The organism is Streptomyces olivochromogenes (assembly GCF_021538895.1).
Lineage (GTDB): Bacteria > Actinomycetota > Actinomycetes > Streptomycetales > Streptomycetaceae > Streptomyces > Streptomyces olivochromogenes_A.
In genome coordinates this window covers 1-20,445 of sequence record NZ_JADDRL010000017.1, presented here as the reverse complement: position 1 = coordinate 20,445, position 20,445 = coordinate 1, and the positions used below count along the sequence as shown (strand labels likewise).

General features: G+C 73.5%; 20 protein-coding genes and 1 pseudogene. 12 read left to right on the top strand and 9 right to left on the bottom strand.

Features of this window, described 5'->3' with window-relative positions; translation table 11 throughout:
- Positions 1-637: 637 nt before the first annotated feature.
- From IPZ69_RS10960 to IPZ69_RS10940, 5 genes are all read right to left on the bottom strand, one after another.
- Positions 638-871, bottom strand: a complete 234-nt coding sequence (locus tag IPZ69_RS10960) for a DUF6213 family protein (RefSeq protein ID WP_235453859.1) — start codon at positions 869-871, stop codon at positions 638-640.
- A 25-nt stretch (positions 872-896) separates the two neighbouring features.
- Positions 897-2,282 carry an NADP-dependent succinic semialdehyde dehydrogenase gene (locus tag IPZ69_RS10955; RefSeq protein ID WP_235453858.1) on the bottom strand — a complete coding sequence of 462 codons (1,386 nt, stop codon included), beginning with the start codon at positions 2,280-2,282 and terminating at the stop codon, positions 897-899.
- A gap of 72 nt (positions 2,283-2,354) precedes the next feature.
- The gene (locus tag IPZ69_RS10950; RefSeq protein ID WP_235453857.1) at positions 2,355-2,822 is read right to left on the bottom strand and encodes an NUDIX domain-containing protein; all 468 of its coding nucleotides are present in this window, start codon (positions 2,820-2,822) and stop codon (positions 2,355-2,357) included.
- On the bottom strand, positions 2,819-4,357 hold the full coding sequence (locus tag IPZ69_RS10945) for an ATP-dependent DNA ligase (protein WP_235453856.1): 1,539 nt from the start codon (positions 4,355-4,357) through the stop codon (positions 2,819-2,821). Before IPZ69_RS10945 ends, IPZ69_RS10950 begins: the two co-directional genes overlap by 4 nt.
- Positions 4,358-4,386: 29 nt before the next feature.
- Positions 4,387-5,325 (bottom strand): NAD(P)/FAD-dependent oxidoreductase, encoded by a 939-nt coding sequence (locus IPZ69_RS10940; protein WP_235453855.1) that lies wholly within the window; start codon positions 5,323-5,325, stop codon positions 4,387-4,389.
- Positions 5,326-5,404: 79 nt separating this feature from the next.
- On the opposite strand from IPZ69_RS10940, the gene IPZ69_RS10935 reads away from it, so the two are divergent.
- From IPZ69_RS10935 to IPZ69_RS10910, 6 genes are all read left to right on the top strand, one after another.
- Positions 5,405-5,977: a helix-turn-helix domain-containing protein gene (locus IPZ69_RS10935; RefSeq protein WP_235453854.1), complete on the top strand. Its 573-nt coding sequence runs from the start codon at positions 5,405-5,407 to the stop codon at positions 5,975-5,977.
- Positions 5,978-6,063: 86 nt separating this feature from the next.
- Complete coding sequence (locus IPZ69_RS10930; RefSeq protein WP_235453853.1) at positions 6,064-7,041, top strand: NADPH:quinone oxidoreductase family protein; 978 nt, start codon at positions 6,064-6,066, stop codon at positions 7,039-7,041.
- The gene (locus IPZ69_RS10925) at positions 7,038-8,219 is read left to right on the top strand and encodes an acyl-CoA dehydrogenase family protein (protein WP_235453852.1); all 1,182 of its coding nucleotides are present in this window, start codon (positions 7,038-7,040) and stop codon (positions 8,217-8,219) included. The genes IPZ69_RS10930 and IPZ69_RS10925 overlap by 4 nt, the downstream gene beginning before the upstream one ends.
- Positions 8,216-9,307: an acyl-CoA dehydrogenase family protein gene (locus IPZ69_RS10920; protein ID WP_235453851.1), complete on the top strand. Its 1,092-nt coding sequence runs from the start codon at positions 8,216-8,218 to the stop codon at positions 9,305-9,307. Before IPZ69_RS10925 ends, IPZ69_RS10920 begins: the two co-directional genes overlap by 4 nt.
- A gap of 194 nt (positions 9,308-9,501) precedes the next feature.
- Positions 9,502-10,365, top strand: coding sequence for a phosphatidylinositol-specific phospholipase C/glycerophosphodiester phosphodiesterase family protein (locus IPZ69_RS10915; RefSeq protein ID WP_235453850.1), 864 nt, complete (start codon positions 9,502-9,504; stop codon positions 10,363-10,365).
- Positions 10,366-10,486: 121 nt separating this feature from the next.
- Entirely contained in the window at positions 10,487-10,681 is a 195-nt protein-coding gene (locus IPZ69_RS10910) for a hypothetical protein (protein ID WP_235453849.1), read from the top strand.
- A 1-nt stretch (position 10,682) separates the two neighbouring features.
- On the opposite strand, the gene IPZ69_RS10905 is transcribed toward IPZ69_RS10910, so the two are convergent.
- The 3 genes from IPZ69_RS10905 to IPZ69_RS10895 form a co-directional block, all read right to left on the bottom strand.
- Positions 10,683-11,921, bottom strand: a complete 1,239-nt coding sequence (locus IPZ69_RS10905; protein ID WP_235453848.1) for a phosphodiester glycosidase family protein — start codon at positions 11,919-11,921, stop codon at positions 10,683-10,685.
- Positions 11,922-11,997: 76 nt separating this feature from the next.
- Positions 11,998-12,366 carry a DUF779 domain-containing protein gene (locus tag IPZ69_RS10900; protein WP_235453847.1) on the bottom strand — a complete coding sequence of 123 codons (369 nt, stop codon included), beginning with the start codon at positions 12,364-12,366 and terminating at the stop codon, positions 11,998-12,000.
- A gap of 49 nt (positions 12,367-12,415) precedes the next feature.
- Positions 12,416-13,612: a bifunctional class I SAM-dependent methyltransferase/NUDIX hydrolase gene (locus IPZ69_RS10895; RefSeq protein ID WP_235453846.1), complete on the bottom strand. Its 1,197-nt coding sequence runs from the start codon at positions 13,610-13,612 to the stop codon at positions 12,416-12,418.
- 377 nt (positions 13,613-13,989) lie between these two features.
- Here IPZ69_RS10895 and IPZ69_RS10890 point away from each other — a divergent pair, with 377 nt between their 5' ends.
- Positions 13,990-14,262 carry a hypothetical protein gene (locus IPZ69_RS10890; RefSeq protein WP_235453845.1) on the top strand — a complete coding sequence of 91 codons (273 nt, stop codon included), beginning with the start codon at positions 13,990-13,992 and terminating at the stop codon, positions 14,260-14,262.
- Positions 14,263-14,365: 103 nt separating this feature from the next.
- Here IPZ69_RS10890 and IPZ69_RS10885 read toward each other — a convergent pair whose 3' ends face one another.
- The gene (locus IPZ69_RS10885) at positions 14,366-14,842 is read right to left on the bottom strand and encodes a carboxymuconolactone decarboxylase family protein (RefSeq protein ID WP_235453844.1); all 477 of its coding nucleotides are present in this window, start codon (positions 14,840-14,842) and stop codon (positions 14,366-14,368) included.
- A gap of 66 nt (positions 14,843-14,908) precedes the next feature.
- Between IPZ69_RS10885 and IPZ69_RS10880 the strand changes: the two are divergent.
- From IPZ69_RS10880 to IPZ69_RS10865, 5 genes and pseudogenes are all read left to right on the top strand, one after another.
- Positions 14,909-15,842 (top strand): annotated as a pseudogene (locus tag IPZ69_RS10880) (pirin family protein).
- A gap of 125 nt (positions 15,843-15,967) precedes the next feature.
- A complete protein-coding gene (locus tag IPZ69_RS10875) occupies positions 15,968-16,639 on the top strand; it encodes an enoyl-CoA hydratase-related protein (protein WP_235453843.1) in 672 nt (223 codons plus the stop codon).
- Between the two features lie 241 nt (positions 16,640-16,880).
- Positions 16,881-18,329: an AfsR/SARP family transcriptional regulator gene (locus tag IPZ69_RS47375; protein ID WP_308407444.1), complete on the top strand. Its 1,449-nt coding sequence runs from the start codon at positions 16,881-16,883 to the stop codon at positions 18,327-18,329.
- Between the two features lie 344 nt (positions 18,330-18,673).
- Entirely contained in the window at positions 18,674-19,639 is a 966-nt protein-coding gene (locus tag IPZ69_RS47370; RefSeq protein WP_308407446.1) for a tetratricopeptide repeat protein, read from the top strand.
- A gap of 23 nt (positions 19,640-19,662) precedes the next feature.
- On the top strand, positions 19,663-20,445 hold a 783-nt coding region (locus IPZ69_RS10865), incomplete at its 3' end, for an AfsR/SARP family transcriptional regulator (protein ID WP_235453842.1).

Here is a 20,445-nt window from a genome sequence, read left to right as displayed (position 1 = left end):
CACCGGTCAGAAGGTGGTCCACCCAGGTTCACCCGACGGGGCGACGATCTCGCGCCGGATTACTCCGAATCGGGGACAACGGGTATGGAACGGACAGGAACCAGGGGCGCTCCGGCGGAGGGCACATGGCCCCCGCGACCTGCGAAATTCTGGCCACGACGACCCGGGACCCGGCCCCGGATCCGCAGGTCAACCGGGTCGTCCCGGACATCGCCGCGGGCCTGGCCTGGCTGGGCCGACCGCGCCGCACTCGCCGCCCTCGCCCTCGAACAGCGCTGGGTGATCACCGCCGACGAGCGTTCCCTCCGGCATCTGGCCGAACGCTCGACCGACGCCCCCGGGCCGCCGCTTTCTTCGCCCTGCTCGCCGGGGGCGAGGTGCCGGCGGGGGAGCGGCTGACCGCGTTCGCCGCCGCGTGCGGACTGGACGGGGAACGCCTGCGTGCCCACCGGCCGCTGCCGGGGTGTCAGGCCTACCCGCCTTGTGGCCCGGCTCGCCCTCAACGGCTCACCGGCCGACGTGGTCCTCGCACTGACCGCCAACTCCGCGGCGTGGGGCGGTTGTTGCGCCCGAATCGCCGAGGGCCTGCGCCGGCCTCGTAGGTCGGGAGCAGGCTGCCGCACGTCCGGGACGTCCCCTACGGCGCCCCGCTGCTGTGAGCGATGCAGGCCACGTCGATCCGGTCGGCCAGCTTCGCCAGCTCGATCGTCAGCGCGGCCACCGTGTCCTCGTCCAGCCCGTCCTGTCCGGCCTCCACCAGGTGCAGCCACCTGCCTCCCACCGTGCGGAGCAGCTTGCTCACGTCGGCCGCGGCCACCTGCAAGGTACCGCTGTCGTCGACGATCAGAGGCAGAGTCACTTCGCGGTTCACAGACGGGATCGTAGCCGCGGAAACGTCACGCACCCTGCCAAACAGTGGTGATGTTGCAGAACTCGCGGATCCCGTGCCCGGACAGCTCACGCCCGTACCCGGACCGCTTGGCCCCGCCGAACGGAAACGCCGGATGGGACGCGGTCATCCCGTTCACGTACACGGAACCGGCCTCCAGGTCCCGTACGAAGCGGTCCATCTCGGTCTCGTCCCGGGTCCACACGTTCGAACTCAGGCCGAACGGCGAGTCGTTGGCGATGAGCACCGCCTCGTCCAGGTCGCCGGCCCGGTACAGCGTGGCGACCGGCCCGAACGCCTCCTCGCGGTGGATCCGCATCTGGCGGGTGATGCCGGCGAGGACGGTCGGCGGGTAGAACCAGCCGGGCCAGGCCGGGCGCTCCCCGCCGCACAGCACGGCCGCGCCGCTGCGCCTCGCGTCGTCGACCAGCTCCTCCAGGTCGGCCCGTCCCTGCTCGCTGGCGAGCGGCCCGACCTGCGTGTCCTCCTGCATCGGGTCGCCGACCTTGAGTGCCTTCATGCCCTCGACGAACCGGTCGGCGAAGGCGTCGTAGACGTCGGTGTGCACGATGAACCGCTTGGCCGCGATGCAGGACTGCCCGTTGTTCTGCACCCGGGCGGTGACCGCGATCTGCGCGGCGCGGTCCAGGTCGGCGGAGGGCATGACGACGTACGGGTCGCTGCCGCCGAGCTCCAGCACCGTCTTCTTGATCATCTCCCCGCAGGTGGCGGCGACGGACCGGCCCGCGGGCTCGCTCCCGGTCAGGGTGGCCGCCCTGACGCGCTCGTCGCGCAGGATGCCGTCGACCGCGCCGGAGCCGATCAGCAGGGTCTGGAAGCAGCCCTCGGTGAAGCCCGCGCGGTGGAAGAGGTCCTCCAGGTAGAGGGCGGTCTGCGGGACGTTGGAGGCGTGCTTGAGCAGGCCGACGTTGCCCGCCATCAGGGCCGGCGCGGCGAAGCGGACCACCTGCCACAGCGGGAAGTTCCAGGGCATCACCGCGAGCACCGGGCCGAGCGGCCGGTAGCGGACCCGGACCCGGGACGCCCCCGAGTCCGACACATCGGCCTCCGCGGGTTCCTCGTCGGCGAGCAGCGCCTCGGCGTGTTCCGCGTACCAGCGCATGGCCTTCGCGCACTTGGCGGCCTCCGCGCGGGCCTGTGCGATCGGCTTGCCCATCTCGGTGGTCATGATCCGCGCGATGTCCCGCTGGTCCTCGTCCAGCAGATTGGCGGCCTGTACAAGGAGACGCCCGCGGTCGACGAAGCGGCTCAACCGGTACGTGCGGAACGTGGCCTCCGCGAGCTGGAGCCGGCGCTCGATCTCCTCCTCGCCCATGGCCTCGTACGTCTTGAGCGTCTCGCCGTTCGCCGGGTTGATCGTTGCGATGGGCATGGCTGACCTCCCTGGGAGCGGGCTTGATTCGACCTTCGCGCGCGACGGTGACGACCGCAACGCGTGCATCGGCTACTCGGCCGAGTGCCGTACCAGCCGGTCCAGGAAGGCGGCCTGCGCCGTGACGATCACCTCGCGGGCCCGGTCCAGACCGAACCAGCGCACCCGGTCCAGCTCGGGGAACTCCTGGACCCGGCCCGACCGCGGCGGCCACTCCATCGTGAAGGTGCCCGGCTCGATCGACTCCGGGTCCAGGTCGGCCTCGACGGCCCACACCGTGACGAGCTTGCCGCCCGTCTGCCGGACCTCGCCGAGCGCCACGGCCCGCCCGTCGGGCGGCGGCAGGCCGAGCTCCTCCCGGAACTCGCGGCGGGCCGCGTCCCATGCGGCCTCCTCGGGCCCGTACTCGCCCTTGGGCACGGTCCACGCCCCGGCGTCCTTCTTGGCGAAGTAGGGGCCGCCCATGTGGCCGAGCAGCACCTGCGTGCCGTCGTCGGTGTGCCGGAACAGCAGCAGGCCGGCGCTCCGCTTCTCCGTCACGGCCGCACCTGTGGGTGCGCGGCCAGCAGCGCCGCGACGGTGTCCGCCTCCTCGGGGCGCTTGTCCTCGCGGTAGCGGACCACGCGGGCGAAGCGCAGGGTGACGCCGGCCGGGTAGCGGGAGGAGCGCTGCAGACCGTCGTAGGCGATCTCGACGACGAGTTCGGGGCGTACGGTCACCACCCAGCCGTCGTCCTCGACGGCCAGCTCCGTCAGCCGTTCGGTCTGCCAGGTGAGCATCGCGTCGGTCATGCCCTTGAAGGTCTTGCCGAGCATGGCGTAGCCGCCGTCCGCGGTGCGGGCGCCCAGATGGAGGTTGGACAGCTTGCCGGTGCGGCGGCCGTGGCCCCGTTCGACGGCCAGGACGACCAGGTCGAGGGTGTGCACGGGCTTGACCTTCAGCCAGGAGGCGCCGCGCCGGCCCGCGCTGTAGGGGGCGTCCAGGGCCTTGACCACGACCCCCTCGTGGCCGCGTGCGAGGGTCTCGGCGAGGAAGTCCTCGGCCCGTCCGACGTCGTCCGGGCCGGACACCAGGGTCCGGCGCACCCGCATCGGCTCGGGCACCAGCCGGGCCAGCTCCGCGTGCCGCCGCTCGAACGGCAGGTCGAGCAGGTCGTCGCCGTCGACCGCGAGCGCGTCGAAGAACACGGGGGAGACCGGCACCTCCCGGGCGGCCCTCGCCACGTCCACCCGGGAGCCGACCCGGCCCGCCGTCTCCTGGAAGGAGCGGGGCCGCCCCGACGCGTCGAAGGAGAGCACCTCGCCGTCCAGGATGAACCGCTCACCCCTCAACTCCAGCGCGGCCGCCGTCACTTCGGGCAGCCGGTCGGTGATGTCGTCGAGGGTGCGGGTGTGGATCCGCACCGAGTCGCCGTCCCGGTGGACCTGGACCCGGATGCCGTCCAGCTTCTCCTCCACCACGCACGCGCCCAGCTTCCCCACCGCCTCGGCCACCGAGGAGGCGGTCTGCGCCAGCATCGGCTGCACCGGCCGGCCGACGGTGAGCCGGAACCGGCCGAGTGCCTCGGGGCCGTCGGCGAGCAGGGCCCGGGCCACCGTCTGCAGCGAACCCGCGAGCATCACCGCCCGCCGTACCTCCGCCGCGTCCGCGCCAGTCGCCCCGGCCAGCCCCTCCACGGCCAGCGCGTCCAGGGCGCCCTGCCGCACCTCACCGGTGATCAGCCCGACCAGGAACCGCTGCTCGTCCTCGGTGGCCGCGCCCATCAACTCTCCGACCAGCCGCGCCCGCTCGGCCTGCGAGCCCGGACCGGAGAGCTCGCCGATCGCGGTGAGCCGGGCGTCCGCCTCGCGCACCGTGAGGGAGGGCTCCGCGGCGGGCGGCACCCGCGCGCTCAGCACCTTCCAGCCGATGCCGAGGCGGCCCTGCGGCAGCCGTCCGGCCAGATACGGGATGACGATCGGCACGTCGTCCGCCTCCGCGTCCCGGAACAGCTCCGCGAGCAGGGCGGTCTTCCGGGACCGTGCCGAGGTCGCGGCGACCTCCCGGGACACGTGGGCGAGCCGGGTCAGCAGCATGCAGCCATGGTGCACCGCGGGCGCCGCGACTACACCCGGGCGGCCGCGTCGAGATCGGCGAACAGCAGCTCCCCGTTGATCGCCGCTCCGGCCCGGTAGCCGCGGCTGGCCGCGTTCACCACCTGCTCCGCGAATCCGCTCGCGTTACCCGCCGCCCACAGCCCGGGGACGGTCGTCAGGCCGCGCTCGTCGATCACCGGGTAGGTGCCGAAGGGCGTCTCGCGCATCTCGGCGCCCAGGGCGGCCAGGAGGCCGGTCCGCGGCACGGCGCGCGGCGCGACGAACAGCACCTCGCGCTCGTGCACGGTGCCGTCCGCGAGCCGGACCCCGGTGAGCCGGTCGTCGGAGCTCACCACCTCGGCCACCGCGCCGGGGACCACGACGACCCCGGCCGCCGCCAGCCGTCGCCGGTCGTCCTCGCCCAGCTCGGCCTCGGCGACCTCGTGCAGGAAGAGGGTCACGTCCTTGGACCACTGGGTCACCATCAGCGCCTGGTGCACGCTCATCGGGGTACTGGCGAGCACGCCGAACGCCCGGTCGCGCACCTCCCAGCCGTGGCAGTACGGGCAGTGCAGCACGTCCCGGCCGAACCGCTCGGCCAGGCCCGCCACCACCGGAAGCTCGTCCTTCAGTCCGGTGGCGACCACCAGCTGCCGCGCCCTCACGGTGCGACCACCGGCGAGGACGACGGCGAACTCCCCGTCCTTCGACACGTCCACCACCCGGTCCCGGACCAGCTCCACGCCGTACCGCGCGATCTCCTCGCGCCCCACGGCGAGGAACTCGGCGGGCGCCATGCCGTCCCGCGACAGATAGCCCTGCATATGGGCGGCCGGCGCGTTGCGCGGCTCGCCCGCGTCGACGACCAGCGTGCGCCGCCGGGCCCGGCCCAGGACGAGCGCGGCGGACAGCCCGGCCGCGCCGCCTCCGACGACGACGACTTCGTAGTGCCCGGTGTTCTCGGTCATGGATGACCACCTCCGCGGCCGACGGTCGCGCGCCCGCCGCCGGATTGACAAACTTGTTTGCCGAAACTGCAATACGGACATGACCACCGACGACGTTCTCGCGGGCGTGGGCCCCCGGCTGCGGCGGATCCGCAAGGAGCGGGAGGTGACCCTCGCGGCGCTGTCCGAGGCGACCGGCATCTCCGTCAGCACCCTGTCCCGGCTGGAGTCCGGCCTGCGCAAGCCCAGCCTGGAGCTGCTGCTGCCGATCGCGCAGGCCCATCAGGTGCCGCTGGACGAGCTGGTCGGTGCCCCGCCGGTCGGGGATCCGCGGGTGCGGGCCAAGCCGATCGTGCGGTACGGGCGCACCCACTGGCCGCTCACCCGCCAGCCCGGCGGGCTCCAGGCGTTCAAGGTGCTGGAGCCGCAGCGACAGCAGGAGCCGGAACCGCGGACCCATGAGGGCTACGAGTGGCTGTATGTGCTCTCCGGGCGGCTGCGGGTGGTGCTCGGGGAGCACGACGTGGTGCTGACGGCGGGGGAGGCCGCCGAGTTCGACACCCGGGTGCCGCACTGGTTCGGGTCGACGGGGGAGGGGCCGGTGGAGTTCCTGAGCCTGTTCGGTCCGCAGGGTGAGCGGATGCACGTACGGGCGCGGCCGTCCGGGTCGTGACACGCGGGCCTGTTCCCTGAATGGCAAGCGACCGCTTAGTATGCCGTCGACCCCGGTCAGACGAAGCAGTCCCGTGGAGGCACCGCATGCAGGCATGGCAAGTGCACGAGAACGGCGAGCCGAGCGAGGTGATGCGGCTCCAGGAGGTGGAGCGGCCCACGCCCGGCACGGGCCAGGTGCTGCTGAAGGTGCGTGCCGCCAACATCAACTTCCCGGACGTGCTGATGTGCCGCGGCCACTACCAGGTCCGGCCGCCGCTGCCGTTCACGCCGGGCGTGGAGATCTGCGGCGAGACCGAGGACGGGCGCCGGGTGCTCGCCCACCCCGCGCTGCCGCACGGCGGATTCGCCGAGTACGTCGTCGCCGATGCCGCCGCGACGCTGCCCGCTCCCGACTCCCTCGACGACGCGGAGGCCGCCGCCCTGCACATCGGCTACCAGACGGGCTGGTTCGGCCTGCACCGCCGCGCCCGCCTGGAAGCGGGCGAGACCCTGCTCGTGCATGCCGCCGCCGGCGGGGTCGGCAGCGCGGCCGTGCAGCTCGGCAAGGCGGCCGGGGCCACGGTCATCGGCGTCGTCGGCGGCGCCGACAAGGTCGCCGTCGCCCGGGAGCTGGGCTGCGACGTGGTGATCGACCGGCGTGCCGAGGACGTCGTGGCCGCCGTGAAGGAGGCCACCGGCGGCCGGGGCGCCGACGTGATCTACGACCCGGTCGGCGGCGAGGCCTACACGCAGTCCACCAAGGTCGTCGCCTTCGAGGGCCGGATCGTGGTCGTGGGCTTCGCCAGCGGCACCATCCCCAGCCCCGGCCTCAACCACGCCCTGGTGAAGAACTACTCGATCCTCGGCCTGCACTGGGGCCTGTACAACACCAAGAACCCGAAGCTGGTCCAGCACTGCCACGAGCAGCTCACCGAGCTGGCCGCCCGGGGCGCGATCAAGCCGCTGGTGAGCGAGCGCGTGCCGCTGGCCGGCGCCGCGGCCGCCGTGCAACGGGTCGCCGACGGCGTCACCACCGGCCGGGTCGCCGTCCTGCCGTCGCTGGAGAACGGAGCCGCCGCATGACCGACACCGCCGAACTCCAGCGCCGTACGGCCGAGTTGCTGGCCGCGCACCCGCCCACGACCACCGACCGCCTGGACTTCCTGCGCGCCCGCTTCGACGCGGGGCTCGCCTGGGTGCACTACCCCGAGGGCCTCGGCGGACTCGGCGCCCCGCGCTCCCTCCAGGCCGTCGTGGACGCCGCGCTGGAGGCCGTCGGCGCCCCCGACAACGACCCGAGGCGCATCGGCATCGGCCTCGGCATGGCCGCCCCGACGATCCTGCGCTACGGCACCGAGGAGCAGAAGCGGCGCTTCCTGCGGCCCCTGTGGACGGGCGAGGAGGTCTGGTGCCAGCTGTTCAGCGAGCCGGGCGCCGGGTCCGACCTGGCCGCGCTCGGCACTCGCGCGGTGCGTGAGGGCGAGGACTGGGTGGTCAACGGGCAGAAGGTGTGGACCTCCAGCGCCCACGTCGCCCGCTGGGCCATCCTCATCGCCCGCACCGACCCGGACGTGCCCAAGCACGCGGGCATCACCTACTTCATCTGCGACATGACCGACCCCGGCGTCGAGGTCCGTCCGCTGCGCCAGATCACCGGCGAGGCCGAGTTCAACGAGGTCTTCCTCACCGACGTCCGCATCCCCGACGCCCGCCGCCTCGGCGAGATCGGCGACGGCTGGCGGGTCGCGCAGACCACGCTGAACAACGAACGCGTCGCCATCGGCGGCATGCGGCTGCCCCGCGAGGGCGGCATGATCGGGCCGGTCGCCAAGACCTGGCGCGAGCGCCCGGAGCTGCGCACCCACGAGCTGCACCAGCGGCTGCTCAAGCTGTGGGTGGAGGCCGAGGTCGCCCGGCTCACCGGCGAACGCCTGCGCCAGCAGCTCACCGTCGGCCAGCCCGGCCCCGAGGGCGCCGGCATGAAGCTCGGCTTCGCCCGCCTCAACCAGGAGATCAGCGGCCTGGAGGTGGAACTCCTGGGCGAGGAAGGGCTCCTGTACGAGGACTGGACGATGAGGCGCCCCGAACTGGTCGACTTCGTCGGCCGCGACGCCGGGTACCGCTACCTGCGCGCCAAGGGCAACAGCATCGAGGGCGGGACCAGCGAGATCCTGCTGAACATCGTCGCCGAGCGCGTCCTCGGCCTGCCCGCCGAGCCGCGCACCGACAAGGACGTCGCGTGGAAGGACCTCGCCCGATGACAACACAGCGCACTCAGCCCGACCTGCTCTACTCGGAGGAGGAAGAGGCGCTGCGCGCCGCCGTCCGCGACCTGCTCACGGACCGCTGCGACGCGGCCGGCGTGATCGCCCGCACCGAGTCGGACGCCCCGCACGACGTGGCGCTGTGGAAGGCGCTCGCCACCGGCATGGGCCTGGCGGGTCTGCTGGTCCCCGAGGCGCTCGGCGGCCAGGGTGCCACGCACCGCGAAGTCGCCGTCGTCCTGGAGGAGCTGGGGCGCGCGGTCGCGCCCGTGCCCTATCTGACGAGTGCCGTCCTGGCCACCGAGGCACTGCTCGCCTGCGGGACCGACGACCTGCTGGCCGAGCTCGCGTCCGGCGCGTCGATCGGCGCGCTCGCCGTCGGGCTGCACACCGCCCCCGGCGCCGCGTTCACGACCGTACGGCTCGAAAACGGCACCCTGCACGGGGAGTTGACCGGCATCGCCGACGCCGCCGTCGCCGACCTGCTGCTCGTGCCCGCGGACGACGGCGGGCTGTACGCGGTCACCGCCTCCGCCGTGACCGTCACCCCGCAGGTGGCCCTGGACCTGACCCGGCCGCTGGCCACCGTCACCCTCGACGGCGCCCCCGGCCGCCGTCTCGGCGCCGCCGAGCCCGCCGTGCGCCGGGCCCTGCGTGCCGGGGCCGGACTGCTCGCTTCCGAGCAACTCGGCATCGCCGAAGGGGTGTTGACCGAGACCGTCCGCTATCTCAAGGAGCGCAAGCAGTTCAACCGGCCGGTCGGCGGTTTCCAGGCGCTCAAGCACCGGCTCGCCCAGCTGTGGCTGGAGGTCGTCAACCTCCGGGCCGCCGCGCGCGCCGCCGCCGACGCCCTTTCCACCACCCAGGACGCCGACCTCGCGGTCGCCGTCGCCCAGGCCTACGCGGCACCGGTCGCCGTGCACGCCGCCGAGGAGGCGCTGCAGCTGCACGCCGGTATCGGCATGACCTGGGAGCACCCGATCCACCTCTCCCTCAAGCGGGCCAAGGCGGACTCGATCGCCCTCGGCACGGCGGGCGCACACCGCGCTGCCCTGGCCGAACTGGTCGACCTCCAGGCCCCCTGACACCCGCCCGCGGCAGCCAGCGGCAGCCTGCGAGAAGCCCGTCCCACCTGGGGCGGGCTTCCTCGTGCGCACTGCTCCGACGAAGTGAACACAGGGCGGCGGTCCGGCCAACTCGCCGCATGACAGGGCCTGTTGAGCCCGGATCGCACGCATACTCCCTTCGGTCCCGTACGGCCCTACAAGGGAGGCAGAGCATGGCCCTCACCACCCGTCGCAGAGCCCTCACCACCCTCGGCGCCGCCCTCGTCGGCGCGGTCGCGCTGCCCGCCGGCCAGGCGTGGGCGGGCGGCGGTCACCGCGGCCCGCGCCCGCTGTGGCGCGCCCACGCCCACAACGACTACGAGCACCCGCGCCCCTTGTTCGACGCCCTCGACCACCGCTTCGGCAGCGTCGAGGCCGACATCTTCCTCGTCGGCGACCAGCTCCTGGTCGCCCACGACGCCTCCGAGCTCGACCCGACCCGCACCCTCGAATCCCTCTACCTCGCCCCCCTCGCCGCCCGCGTGAAGGCCAACCACGGTTCGGTGTACCGAGGTCGGCGCAGGTCCCTGCAACTGCTCGTCGACATCAAGACCGAGGGGTCGTCGACCTACCTCGAACTCGACCGCCACCTCCTGCGCTACAAGCACCTGTTCACGACCTACGCGCACGGCCGGGTGCACCCGGGCCCGGTCACCGCCGTCATCTCCGGAGACCGGGCCGCCCGGATCCCCATGGAGGCCCAGAAGGTGCGCCGCGCCTTCTACGACGGCCGGCTCTCCGACCTCGGCAGCACGGCGCCCGCCTCCTTCATCCCGCTGATCTCCGACAACTGGACGCTGAACTTCACCTGGCTCGGCGACGGACCGTTCCCGGACGCCGAGCGGCAGAAGCTGCGCGGCATCATCGGCGCCGCGCACGCGCGCGGGCAGCGCGTCCGGTTCTGGGCCACCCCGGACCTGGCGGGCCCGGCACGGGACGCGCTGTGGACGGAACTGCTCGCCGCCGACGTCGACTACTTCAACACCGACGACCTGGCCGGCCTGGAGGCGTTCCTGGACGCTCACCCCTCGGCCTGAGAGCGCACGTTCGGTAGACACCACACGATCGGAGGACACGTCAGCCGCCCGGACCAACCCTCCGCTACGCCACACTTGCGGCCGAACGCCCGCGAAAGGGGCGTGGCGGAGGAGGTTCGCGATGGCCGTTTCCATCTCTGTGGTGCTGTTGCTCCTGATCATTGCGGTGATCTTCATGCGCAACGGCGCGTTGAAGATCTCCCACGCCCTGGTGTGCATGCTGCTCGGCTTCTACATCGCCAGCACCAACATGGCGCCCACCATCCAGAGCGGACTCACCGCGACCGCGGACCTGGTGAGCAGTCTGCGCCCCTGAGTCACGGCGCCGAGAAGACCCCGATGCCGGTGGGCACCGGGCGCTCGGCGCCGTCACTGGGATGGTTGCGCACGGAGACGGCACTCGCGCCCGGCTCCCGGGCGACCAGCGTCGACGAGCCGCCGCCGTCCAGGCTGAACGCGTCGACCGAGCCCAACGCCCGCATCTGGGCGGCCACTTCGGCGATCGACAGGCCGCTGCGGTAGGCGGGCGCCCCGTCCAGAGCCAACAGCACCAGCCGCCGCCCGTTGCCGGCGATGCCCACGGCGGTGCGCACGGCCGACGTGGTCGAGTCGAGACCGGCCGATGGCTGCCCGCCGCGCAGCACCGGGTAGCCGCCGAGGGCGAACCGGTACGGGATCCTGGACCGCGCCGCCCACAGCCGCTGACGCACCGTCACCCGCTCGCCCGTGGACAGCTTCCGCAGCTGCTGGGCGCCCGCCTCCCGGCCCACCAGGACCGTGGTGCCCGCGGCGATGGGACCACTGCCCGGGGTGTTCGAGGCCGACACCACCCGGCCGCGGCGGACCGTCACCTCATAGGTGTCCGTGCTGCACGGGGCCGCCCGGACGGTGTCGGTGCCGCACGTCGCGCGCACCCGGGAGACGCTGCCCCACTTCGGGGTGAACGCGCCGACGGAGTTCTCCGGCAGCGCGTACTGGTTCAGCCCGCCGAGCGGTAGCCGCCCCTCGGGCGTGAGCACGGAGCCGACGAGCGAGAGCCGGTCCAGCCGGGCCCGCCGGTCGACACCCACACCGAAGACCTCCCTGGTGTTCGTGCCGGGCGGCAGCGCGGGACCGAACCGCTGGCCGTTCGGCACCGCGGCCTTGAGCGGCCGCCCGTGCGCGATCAGCGGTCCCACCGCCGCGCCCGTCGCCTCGACGCCCGGGTGCTGCACCTCGTTGATGTTGAAGAAGTCGCCGTTGACACCCGCGACCGCCCTCACCGACTGCGCGAGCCGGGACACGGGGGCGCGGTCGGCCACCACTCCCGGGTAGAGCAAGTCCAGGTGCACCTGCGGATTGCGCAGGTCCACCCGCAGCACATGGGCGTGCGTCACGCCCCGGGTCGCCGTGATGTCGAACTGTTCGTAGGTGACACCCGGCGCGATCTCGGTGACGGCCTCGACGGCGCCGGCCGGTGCCGCCCCCGTCAGGGCCGTACCGGCCAGCATGCCGAACGCCGTGAGGACCGTCAGTACCGTTCTGCCTGCCGCTAACCGCTTCAGACGACGCGTCACTGCTTCTCCCTGAGGTCTCGTCAACTGTTCCAGGGCTCAGGGGAAGTGCACCAGATCGCGGTTTCCGCCGCGGTGGCTAGAGGTCTACGACACGAGAACGGGTGAGAAAACGCACCCCCTCAGGTGCTTCCAGCGAGAATCCGCTGCCCCGGCCGGGCACCACGTCCACGATGAGGCGCGTGTGGCTCCAGACCTCGTACTGGCTGCGCGACATCCAGAACGTGACCGGCTCGTCGACGCCCTCGACCTCCAGTTCGGCCAGCAGCACGTCCGAGCCGCCGGTGCGGAACTCGCCGTCCGGATAGCACATGGGCGCACTGCCGTCGCAGCAGCCGCCGGACTGATGGAACATCAGCGGGCCGTGCGAGGCACGCAGCCGTCGCAGCAGATCCGCGGCCTGCGGGGTGAGTTCGACGCGTGGTGCTTCCTGGCTTTCCAGGTTCATGGTCACCGTCCTGGGCGAGGCGTCGGGTGCCCACCAGTCTCACGACTCGTCAAGGTCCCGTCCAGCCTGCGTGGTCGGCCTGCGCGTACGGCGTGAACCGGGCGGGCGTGTGGTCGACGGGCAGGTCGGGACGCCAGGCGGTCAGGGCCTGCGCACTGCACACGAACAAGCCGGGCGGCAGCCGGTCCAGGGCGAACCAGCGCCAGTCGCCGACGCGCTCGCCCGGCTGGTCGGCCGGTTCGCCCCGCCAGTCGGCGACCAGTGCGGCCACGGTCATCCGGACCACGCCGCCGACGTCGTCGAGGAGCGTGCCCAGCAGGCGTACATCGGCCGGGCGGGCGTCGAGGCCGGTCTCCTCGCGCAGTTCCCGGACCACCGTCCCGACGAGCGACTCGCCGGGCTCCACCGTGCCGCCCGGCAGTTCCCAGGTGCCCCGGCGGTGCCGGCCCAGGAGGAGGCCGCGCGGCCCGTGCAGGATGGCGCCGACGCCCAACGCGGCGTGTGCGACGGGCGGCAGGTCAACGCGGGGGCGGGAGGAGACGCGGGCCGGCCGGCGCACCCGGAAGAGCCGGTAGGACGCGTGATTGCCGTCCTCGGGCGCGTCCAGGACGTCCACGCCCTCGACGCACAGCCCGTGCTCGGCGAGCAGTTCCGCCCAGAGTTCGGGGGTGAGCACCCACATCCGTACCGTGGTCGTTCCAGCGCCGGCCAGCACCTGCGTCTCCGGCCGGGAGGCGACCTCGCACGAGGGGCCGTCCCCCTCGGAGTTGGTGTGCAGCACCGTGAAGCACAGCGTTCCGCCGGGCGCCAGGGACGCCGTCAGCGCGGGCAGCAGCCGACGGGGATCGAGGTACGGCACGGAGTTCACGGAGTAGACGACGTCGTACGGTTCGGCCGTGCGCAGATGGGCGACCGCGTCGCCGAGCACGAGCCGGAGTCCGGGCGTGGCGCCGTACCGCGCGCGGGCGCGTTCGTACTGTCCCGGCGACGCGTCGACCGCGTCCACCGACGCCCCGTGCGTACGGGCCAGATGGGCCGCGTGCCACGCCGTGCCGCAGCCGAGGTCCAGCACCCGCCGGCCCGTCAGGTCGCCGAGCACCTCGGCACCGGGCCCGGCGCTGCCGGGGCCCCACGCGAACCGGTCCGCGTCCGGCGGGACGGTGCCGCGCCGCAGGTGGTGGGCGCCGTACGCCTGCCAGGCACCGGCGTTGACGGCCTCCGCGTCACCGAGCCCGCCGTCAGCCATGACCGACCACCTCGACCACGCGCGCGTCGGGGTCCGGGACGAAGGGTTGCGGGCTCTTCGGCAGGGTGCTCGACCGGGCGTCGGGCAGCACACGGCGAACGGACATCTCGCGGCTCCGCTGGTCGGTTCGGACGCGGTGAGGTGAACGGACGGGCCAGCCTAGCCCGCTCCGTCCGTGGGGCGCGCTGACAGGCTCGTCACCGTGCGCTCAGGGAATCGGGCCGTCGGTCCACCCGCCCTCCCGGGCGACGCGGAGGCCGTCGACCGCCTCGTGGGCAAGGGCGGGCGTCCGCTGCGCGGCCGGGGACTCCTGGACGGCCCCCGCCGGGTGACGGTGGGCGACCGCACCCTCGAAGCCACGACGGCACCGGGTTCGCGTGCGGCTCGACGGCGCGGCGGAGCCGGTGCGCGCCGAGCGGCCGCTGGTCGCCACCAGGCGGCAGAACGACCTCGCCGAGCCGGGGCTCGGGTCGGTGGGGCTCGACCCGGCGGTCGGCGCCGTGCCCACGGACGGACAGTTGCGGGCGGCGGACGGCCTGCGGGCGGTGGGCGACATCACCGGCCAAGGCGCCTTCACCCACGTGGCCATGTACCAGGCGCGGATCGCCGTGCGGGACGTTCTCGGCCGCCCCGGCCCCGATGCCGACTAGCGGGCGCTGCCGCGCGTCACCTTCACCGACCCCGAGGTCGCCGCGCCGTGGGCCTCACTGAGCGGCAGGCCCGGGAACGCGCTCTGCGTGGCCGCCCGGCGGGTCACCGCACCGGGTGCTTGCTGAGGATCGAGACCCGGTTGAACGCGTTGATCGTGACCGCCACCCAGATCACCGCGGATATCTGGTCGTCGGTGAGCACCTCGCGCGCGGTGGCGTACGCGGATTCCTGCAAGTCCGCGTCGGACGGATCGGTGGTGGCCTCGGCCAGGCCGAGGGCGGCGCGCTCCACGGCGGTGAACACCTCGGTGTCCCGCCACGCGGCCAGCACGCCCAGCCGCTGGGCCGTCTCGCCGCCGCGCACGGCCGCCCTGGTGTGGACGTCCAGGCAAGAGGCACAGCCGTTGATCTGCGACACGCGCAGGTTGATCAGCTCCACGACGGTACGGTCCAGGTCCGCCTCGGCCGCGGTCGTGCGGACCGCCTCGGAGGTCTGCACCAGCGCGTGGTACGGCTTGGGGCTCTGCTTGTCGATGTAGATCCGCCGGTCCGCCGACCCGGGGCGGGTGCTGTTGCTCAACCTGGACTCCTCCGGAATAATTGTTGAAGATAAAACTATCAGGTTGGATGCTGGAGGCGGTCCCCGATGAGCAAGATCGAGATACTCACCCCGCGTGACGTCCCCCTGGGCGGGCCCCCGGGCGATGACCGTGCGGCGCACCCTGCCGCAGCGTGAGCGGTCGCTGATCGGCGCCTGGTGCTTCGCCGATCACTACGGTCCCGACGACGTCACCCGCACCGGCGGCATGGACGTGGCCCCGCACCCGCACACCGGTCTGCAGACGGTGAGCTGGCTGTTCAGCGGCGAGATCGAGCACCGTGACAGTCTCGGCAGCCACGCGTTCGTACGGCCCGGCGAGCTGAACCTCATGACGGGCGGCCGCGGCATCGCCCACTCGGAGGTCTCCACCCCGCGCACCGGTGTCCTGCACGGGGTGCAGCTGTGGGTGGCGCTGCCGGGGGAGCACCGCGACACGGGCCGGGACTTCCAGCACCACGCGCCCGAGCCGGTGCGCGTCGACGGCGCGGTGATCAGGGTCTTCCTGGGCTCCCTCGCCGGAGCCGTCTCGCCGGTGCGCACCTACACGCCTCTCCTCGGTGCAGAGATCGTCCTCGAACCGTACGCGGCGATCACCGTCGCCGTGAACCCCGATTTCGAGCACGGCCTCCTCGTCGACCAGGGGGAGGTCCGGGTGGAGGACACCCTGGTCCGTCGGGCGGAGTTGGGTTACGTCCACCCCGGAGCCGACGCCCTGACCCTCGTCAACGACTCGGACGCCGCGGCCCGCGCGGTGCTGCTCGGCGGCCCACCGTTCGAGGAGGAGATCGTCATGTGGTGGAACTTCGTCGGCCGCACCCACGAGGACATCGTCCAGGCCCGCAAGGACTGGATGGAGGGCACCACCCGCTTCGGTGAGGTGCGGGAATACGGCGGTGACCCGCTGCCCGCCCTCCGCCGCGGCTTCAGCGCGATCGACGGCAGCTCCGGGGCGGGCCAACCGCGGCGGTCGGGGGTGTGAATTCGGCTCACGCCCCTTGTCCGTCCTGCGCGCGCGACATAAGTTACCGAGCGGTAGCCCCTGGATGTCCGCACAATGTGACCAGAGGGGCACTGCCGATCCATGCCCAGACCCAGGGAGCCGACATGCCCGCACTGGAACGCCACGACAACGTCTTCGTACTCGACCTCGGGGACGGTGAGAACCGCTTCCACCCCGACTGGATCGGCTCCGTCGGCGCCGCCCTGGACGAGGTGGAGAAGGCGGACGGCCCCCGCGCCCTGGTGACCGCCGCGACCGGCAAGTTCTACTCCAACGGCCTCGACCTGGACTGGCTGGGCGCCCACGCCGACCAGCACGAGGACTACGTGTCCTCCGTGCAAGGGCTCTTCGCGCGCCTGCTGGCCCTGCCGATGATCACCGTGGCCGCGCTGCAGGGGCACACCTTCGCCGCCGGAGCCATGCTCTCCCTGGCCCACGACTTCCGTGTGATGCGGGGCGACCGCGGCTTCTGGTGTCTGCCCGAGGCCGACATCAACATCCCCTTCACGCCGGGCATGTCCGCCCTCATCCAGGCCCGTCTGGCTCCGCAGGTCGCCCACGAGGCGATGGTCACCGCCCGCCGCTACGGCGGCGTCGACGCGGCGGCCGCCGGCATCGTCGACCGCGCCGTCGACGAGGACGCGGTCCGCACGACCGCCGTGGAGATCGCCGGGGCCCTGGTGAGCAAGGCCGGCGACACTCTCGGCACCATCAAGTCCCGTATGTACGGCCCCGTGTTCGCCGCCCTGCGCGACAACGCCGCCCCTCTGGGCTGACGCCGGCACCGCCCCGGACCCTGCCTCGCGGCAGCCGTGACTCCGGGTAACCCCTCCGGTGACGTACAGTCGATGATCGGAGGGGAACGCGGAGGGGGATGGTGTGCCGCTGGAGCCGGTGCGGTTCGCGGTGCTGGGGCAGGTGCGGGCCTGGCGGGGGCGGACGGAGCTGGATCTCGGGGGGCCTCAGGAGCGCGCGTTCCTGGCCCTGTTGCTGGTCCGGGCGGGTCAACCGGTCGCCGTGAGCGAGATCGTCGACGTGCTGTGGGGCACCTGCCCGCCGCGCAGTGCCGTCAACGTGGTCCGTCGGCACGTCGGTTCACTGCGCCGGCTGCTGGAGCCCGGACTCTCGGCCCGCGCGGCGGGCAACTGGCTGCTCCGCGAGGCGGGCGGATACCGGCTGTCGACCGACAGCGCGTCCTCGGACCTCCTGCGGTTCACCGGACTCGTCGAGGAGGCTCGGCGGGCGGACGCCGGGCAGGAGGCCGCCCGGAGCGTCGAACTCCTCACCGAGGCCCTGTCGTTGTGGCGGGGACCGGTCGCCGACGGCATCCCCGCCGTGGCCCGCGCGCACGCCGCGTTCCAGGCGCTGGACCGCGAACACCTGACGGCCGTCCGGGACGCCGCCGACGCGGCCCTGCGCGCCGGTGTCCCCGACCGGGTCCTGCCCGACCTCCGGAAGGCCGCCGCCGCACACCCGCTGGACGAACCCCTGCTGGCCGGGCTGATCCTCGCCCTCACCGCCGCCGGCCGCCGCCCCGAGGCGCTGCGCGTCTACGAGGCCACCCGCGCGCGACTCGCCGACGAACTGGGTATCGACCCCGGGCCCGACCTGCACGACGCCCACCAGGCCGCACTGCGCGACGCGGCCGGGACGACCATGCTCCCTCCCTGGCCCGCCCCGCAGCCGCCGGTCGCGCCGACGCCCGCCCAACTTCCCCACGACATACCGGCGTTCACCGGGCGTTGCGCGGAACTGGACGCGGTGCTCGCCCCACCCTCCGAACACGGCCCGCCCGGCGGAACGGTGGTGATCAGCGCGATCGGGGGTATGGCCGGCGTCGGCAAGACCGCACTCGCCGTCCACTGGGCCCACCGGGTCGCCGACCGGTTCCCCGACGGGCAGCTCTACGTCAACCTCAGAGGCTTCGACCGCGCCGGCGCGATCATGGAACCCGGCGAGGCCGTCCGCGGCTTCCTCGACGCCCTCGGCGTGCCGCCCGAACGCGTCCCGAGCGGCCTGGACGCCCAATCGGCCCTCTACCGCAGCGCGTTGGCCGGCCGCCGGATGCTCGTCCTGCTGGACAACGCACGGGACACCGAGCACGTACGACCGCTGCTGCCCGGCACACCCGGCTGCCTCACCATGGTCACCAGCCGCAACCAGCTCTCCGGACTGGTGGCCGCGCATGGGGCTCGCTCCCTGACCCTGCGCCCGTTCGACCCCGAGCAGGCCCGGGCGTTCCTCGTGCGCCGACTGGCGCCGCGCGGGTCGCCGCCGAACCCCGGGCCGTGCGGCAGATCATCCGGCGCTGCGCCGGACTGCCGCTCGCGCTGGCCTGCGTCGCCGCCCGTGCCGCCGTCCACCCCGACTTCCCGCTGGCGGCCGTCGCCGCCGAACTGCTGGAGGCCGAGGGCACCCTCGACGCCTTCGCCGGGTCCGACACCACCGTCGACGTCGGCGCCGTGATCTCCTGGTCCACCCGAGCCGTCTCGGCCGAGGCCGCCCGGCTCCTCGGGCTGCTCGCCCTTCACCCGGGGCCGGACTTCGCGGCACCGGCCGCGGCCGCCCTCACCGCCCTGCCGGTACGCCGGGTCCGCGGGCTGCTCACCGAACTCGCGAACGTCCACCTGCTCCACGAGATCGGACCCGGCCGCTACGCCTTCCACGACCTGCTCCGCGCGCACGCCGGAGACCTGGTCCGCGAGCGGCACACCGAGGACGAACGGCAGGCGGCCGTGCACCGCCTGTTCCAGCACTACCTGCACACCGCCCACGCCGCAGGACTGCTGCTCGCACCCCACGCGGACCCGATGCCCCTCGCACCGCCCCCGCCGGGCGCGGCCCCCGAACCACTCGCCGACGACGTCCGGGCCCTCGCCTGGCTCGGCGCCGAGTACGGGGCGCTGCTCGCCGTCATCGACGCCGCGGCGGCCGCCGGACGACCCGGCCACGACCGGTCGGCCTGCCTGCTCGCCTGGGCACTGGAACCCTTCTTCGACCGGCGGGGCCACTGGCACGACTGGCAGCAGGCGCAGCACACCGCGCTCGACGCCGCTCTGCGGCTCGCGGACCCCGCCATGGAGGCCCGCGGCCTGCGCGGACTCGCCAGGGCGGAGGGCAGGCTGGGACTCCTCGACCGGTGCGAGCCTCGCCTGGAGCGGGCCCTGGAGCTGTTCACCGGCCTCGGTGACGACCTCGGCCGGGCCAACACCCACCGCAGCCTCGGCTGGGTGTCCGAACAGCGGGGCGACCTCACCGGCGCCCTGCGGCACAACCAGCTCGCCCTCGACCTGTTCCGTTCCACCGGTCACCGGGCGGCGCAGGCCGGCGTGCTCAACTCCGTCGGCTGGTACCACGCGTTGCGCGGGGAGTACCGGCAGGCACTGAACCACTGCTTCGACGCCCTGGCCATGCTCCAGGAACTGGGCGACCGCTACGGCCAGGCCACCACCTGGGACAGCATCGCCTACGTCTACCACCACCTCGGCCGCCATCCGCACGCCCTGCTCGGCTACCGCAACGCGCTCACCCTGCTGCGCGAGCACGGCGTGCCGTACCTGGAGGCCGTCACCCTCGTCCGCATCGGCGACACCCTCTTCGCCACCGGCGACCACGAGGCGGCCCGCGCCTCCTGGCGGGAGGCGCTCGCGCTGCTCACCCCGCTCGGCCATCCCGACGCCGACCGGGTCGGGGCCCGGCTGCGGGGGCAGGACGAACACCTCGGCGCAGGCATCGGCGTGGGCGTGGGCGTAGGCGTCGGGGTCGGCGTCGGTTGAGGCGCGAGACGGAGAGCGGTGACGTGACGCGGTTGCGGTTCGAGGTGCTGGGGCCCCTGCGGGTACGGCAGGGAGAGCGGGAGCTGGATCTCGGCTTCCCCCAGCAGCGTGCCCTGCTCGCCCTCCTCCTGCTGCACACGGGCCGGCCCGTGCGGATGCACGAGATCGTCGACGCGCTGTGGCCCGAGCAGCCGCCCCTCAGCGCGCCGAACGTCGTGCGCCGGTACGCCGGTTCGCTGCGCCGCCTGCTCGAACCCGGCCTCCCACCACGGGCCCCCGGGCGGCGCCTGCTGAGCCGTACCGGCGGCTACCTGCTGGAGGCCGACCGGGACGAGGTCGATCTGCTGCGCTTTTGCGACCTGACCAAACAGGGCGAGCGGGCCGCCGCGACCGGGCGACCGGAGAGCGCGGTACGGCACTTCGCCGATGCCCTCGGCCTGTGGCGCGGGCGGGTGGCGATGGGGATCCCCGCCGCCACGCGCGCGCACGTCCAGTTCGCCTGCGTGGAACGGGAGTTCGTCCACACCACGCAGATGGCGGCCGACGCCGCCCTGCTGTGCGACCGGGCCCAGGACGTGCTGCCCGCCCTGCGCCGCGCCGCCGAACTCGACCCCCTGAACGAGCCGTTGCACGCCCGGCTCGTCCGCTCCCTGGAAGGCCAGGGGCTGCGGGCCGAAGCCCTCGACGTGTACGAGACGGTCCGGCGGCGGCTCGCGGCGGAACTGTCCGTCGTACCCGGCCCCGAACTGACCGCCGCCCACACCCGGGTGCTGCGCCGGCAGGCGCCCGCGCGGAGCCGGGACGAA

Excerpts from the sequence above, each read along its gene's own strand:
- IPZ69_RS10955 (WP_235453858.1), bottom strand. The coding sequence starts at position 2,282 with ATGCCCATCGCAACGATCAACCCGGCGAACGGCGAGACGCTCAAGACG.
- IPZ69_RS10945 (WP_235453856.1), bottom strand. The coding sequence starts at position 4,357 with ATGCTGCTGACCCGGCTCGCCCACGTGTCCCGGGAGGTCGCCGCGACC.
- IPZ69_RS10940 (WP_235453855.1), bottom strand. The coding sequence starts at position 5,325 with ATGACCGAGAACACCGGGCACTACGAAGTCGTCGTCGTCGGAGGCGGC.
- IPZ69_RS10935 (WP_235453854.1), top strand. The coding sequence starts at position 5,405 with ATGACCACCGACGACGTTCTCGCGGGCGTGGGCCCCCGGCTGCGGCGG.
- IPZ69_RS10930 (WP_235453853.1), top strand. The coding sequence starts at position 6,064 with ATGCAGGCATGGCAAGTGCACGAGAACGGCGAGCCGAGCGAGGTGATG.
- IPZ69_RS10925 (WP_235453852.1), top strand. The coding sequence starts at position 7,038 with ATGACCGACACCGCCGAACTCCAGCGCCGTACGGCCGAGTTGCTGGCC.
- IPZ69_RS10920 (WP_235453851.1), top strand. The coding sequence starts at position 8,216 with ATGACAACACAGCGCACTCAGCCCGACCTGCTCTACTCGGAGGAGGAA.
- IPZ69_RS10915 (WP_235453850.1), top strand. The coding sequence starts at position 9,502 with ATGGCCCTCACCACCCGTCGCAGAGCCCTCACCACCCTCGGCGCCGCC.
- IPZ69_RS10910 (WP_235453849.1), top strand. The coding sequence starts at position 10,487 with ATGGCCGTTTCCATCTCTGTGGTGCTGTTGCTCCTGATCATTGCGGTG.
- IPZ69_RS10900 (WP_235453847.1), bottom strand. The coding sequence starts at position 12,366 with ATGAACCTGGAAAGCCAGGAAGCACCACGCGTCGAACTCACCCCGCAG.
- IPZ69_RS10895 (WP_235453846.1), bottom strand. The coding sequence starts at position 13,612 with ATGGCTGACGGCGGGCTCGGTGACGCGGAGGCCGTCAACGCCGGTGCC.
- IPZ69_RS10875 (WP_235453843.1), top strand. The coding sequence starts at position 15,968 with ATGCCCGCACTGGAACGCCACGACAACGTCTTCGTACTCGACCTCGGG.
- IPZ69_RS47370 (WP_308407446.1), top strand. The coding sequence starts at position 18,674 with ATGCCCCTCGCACCGCCCCCGCCGGGCGCGGCCCCCGAACCACTCGCC.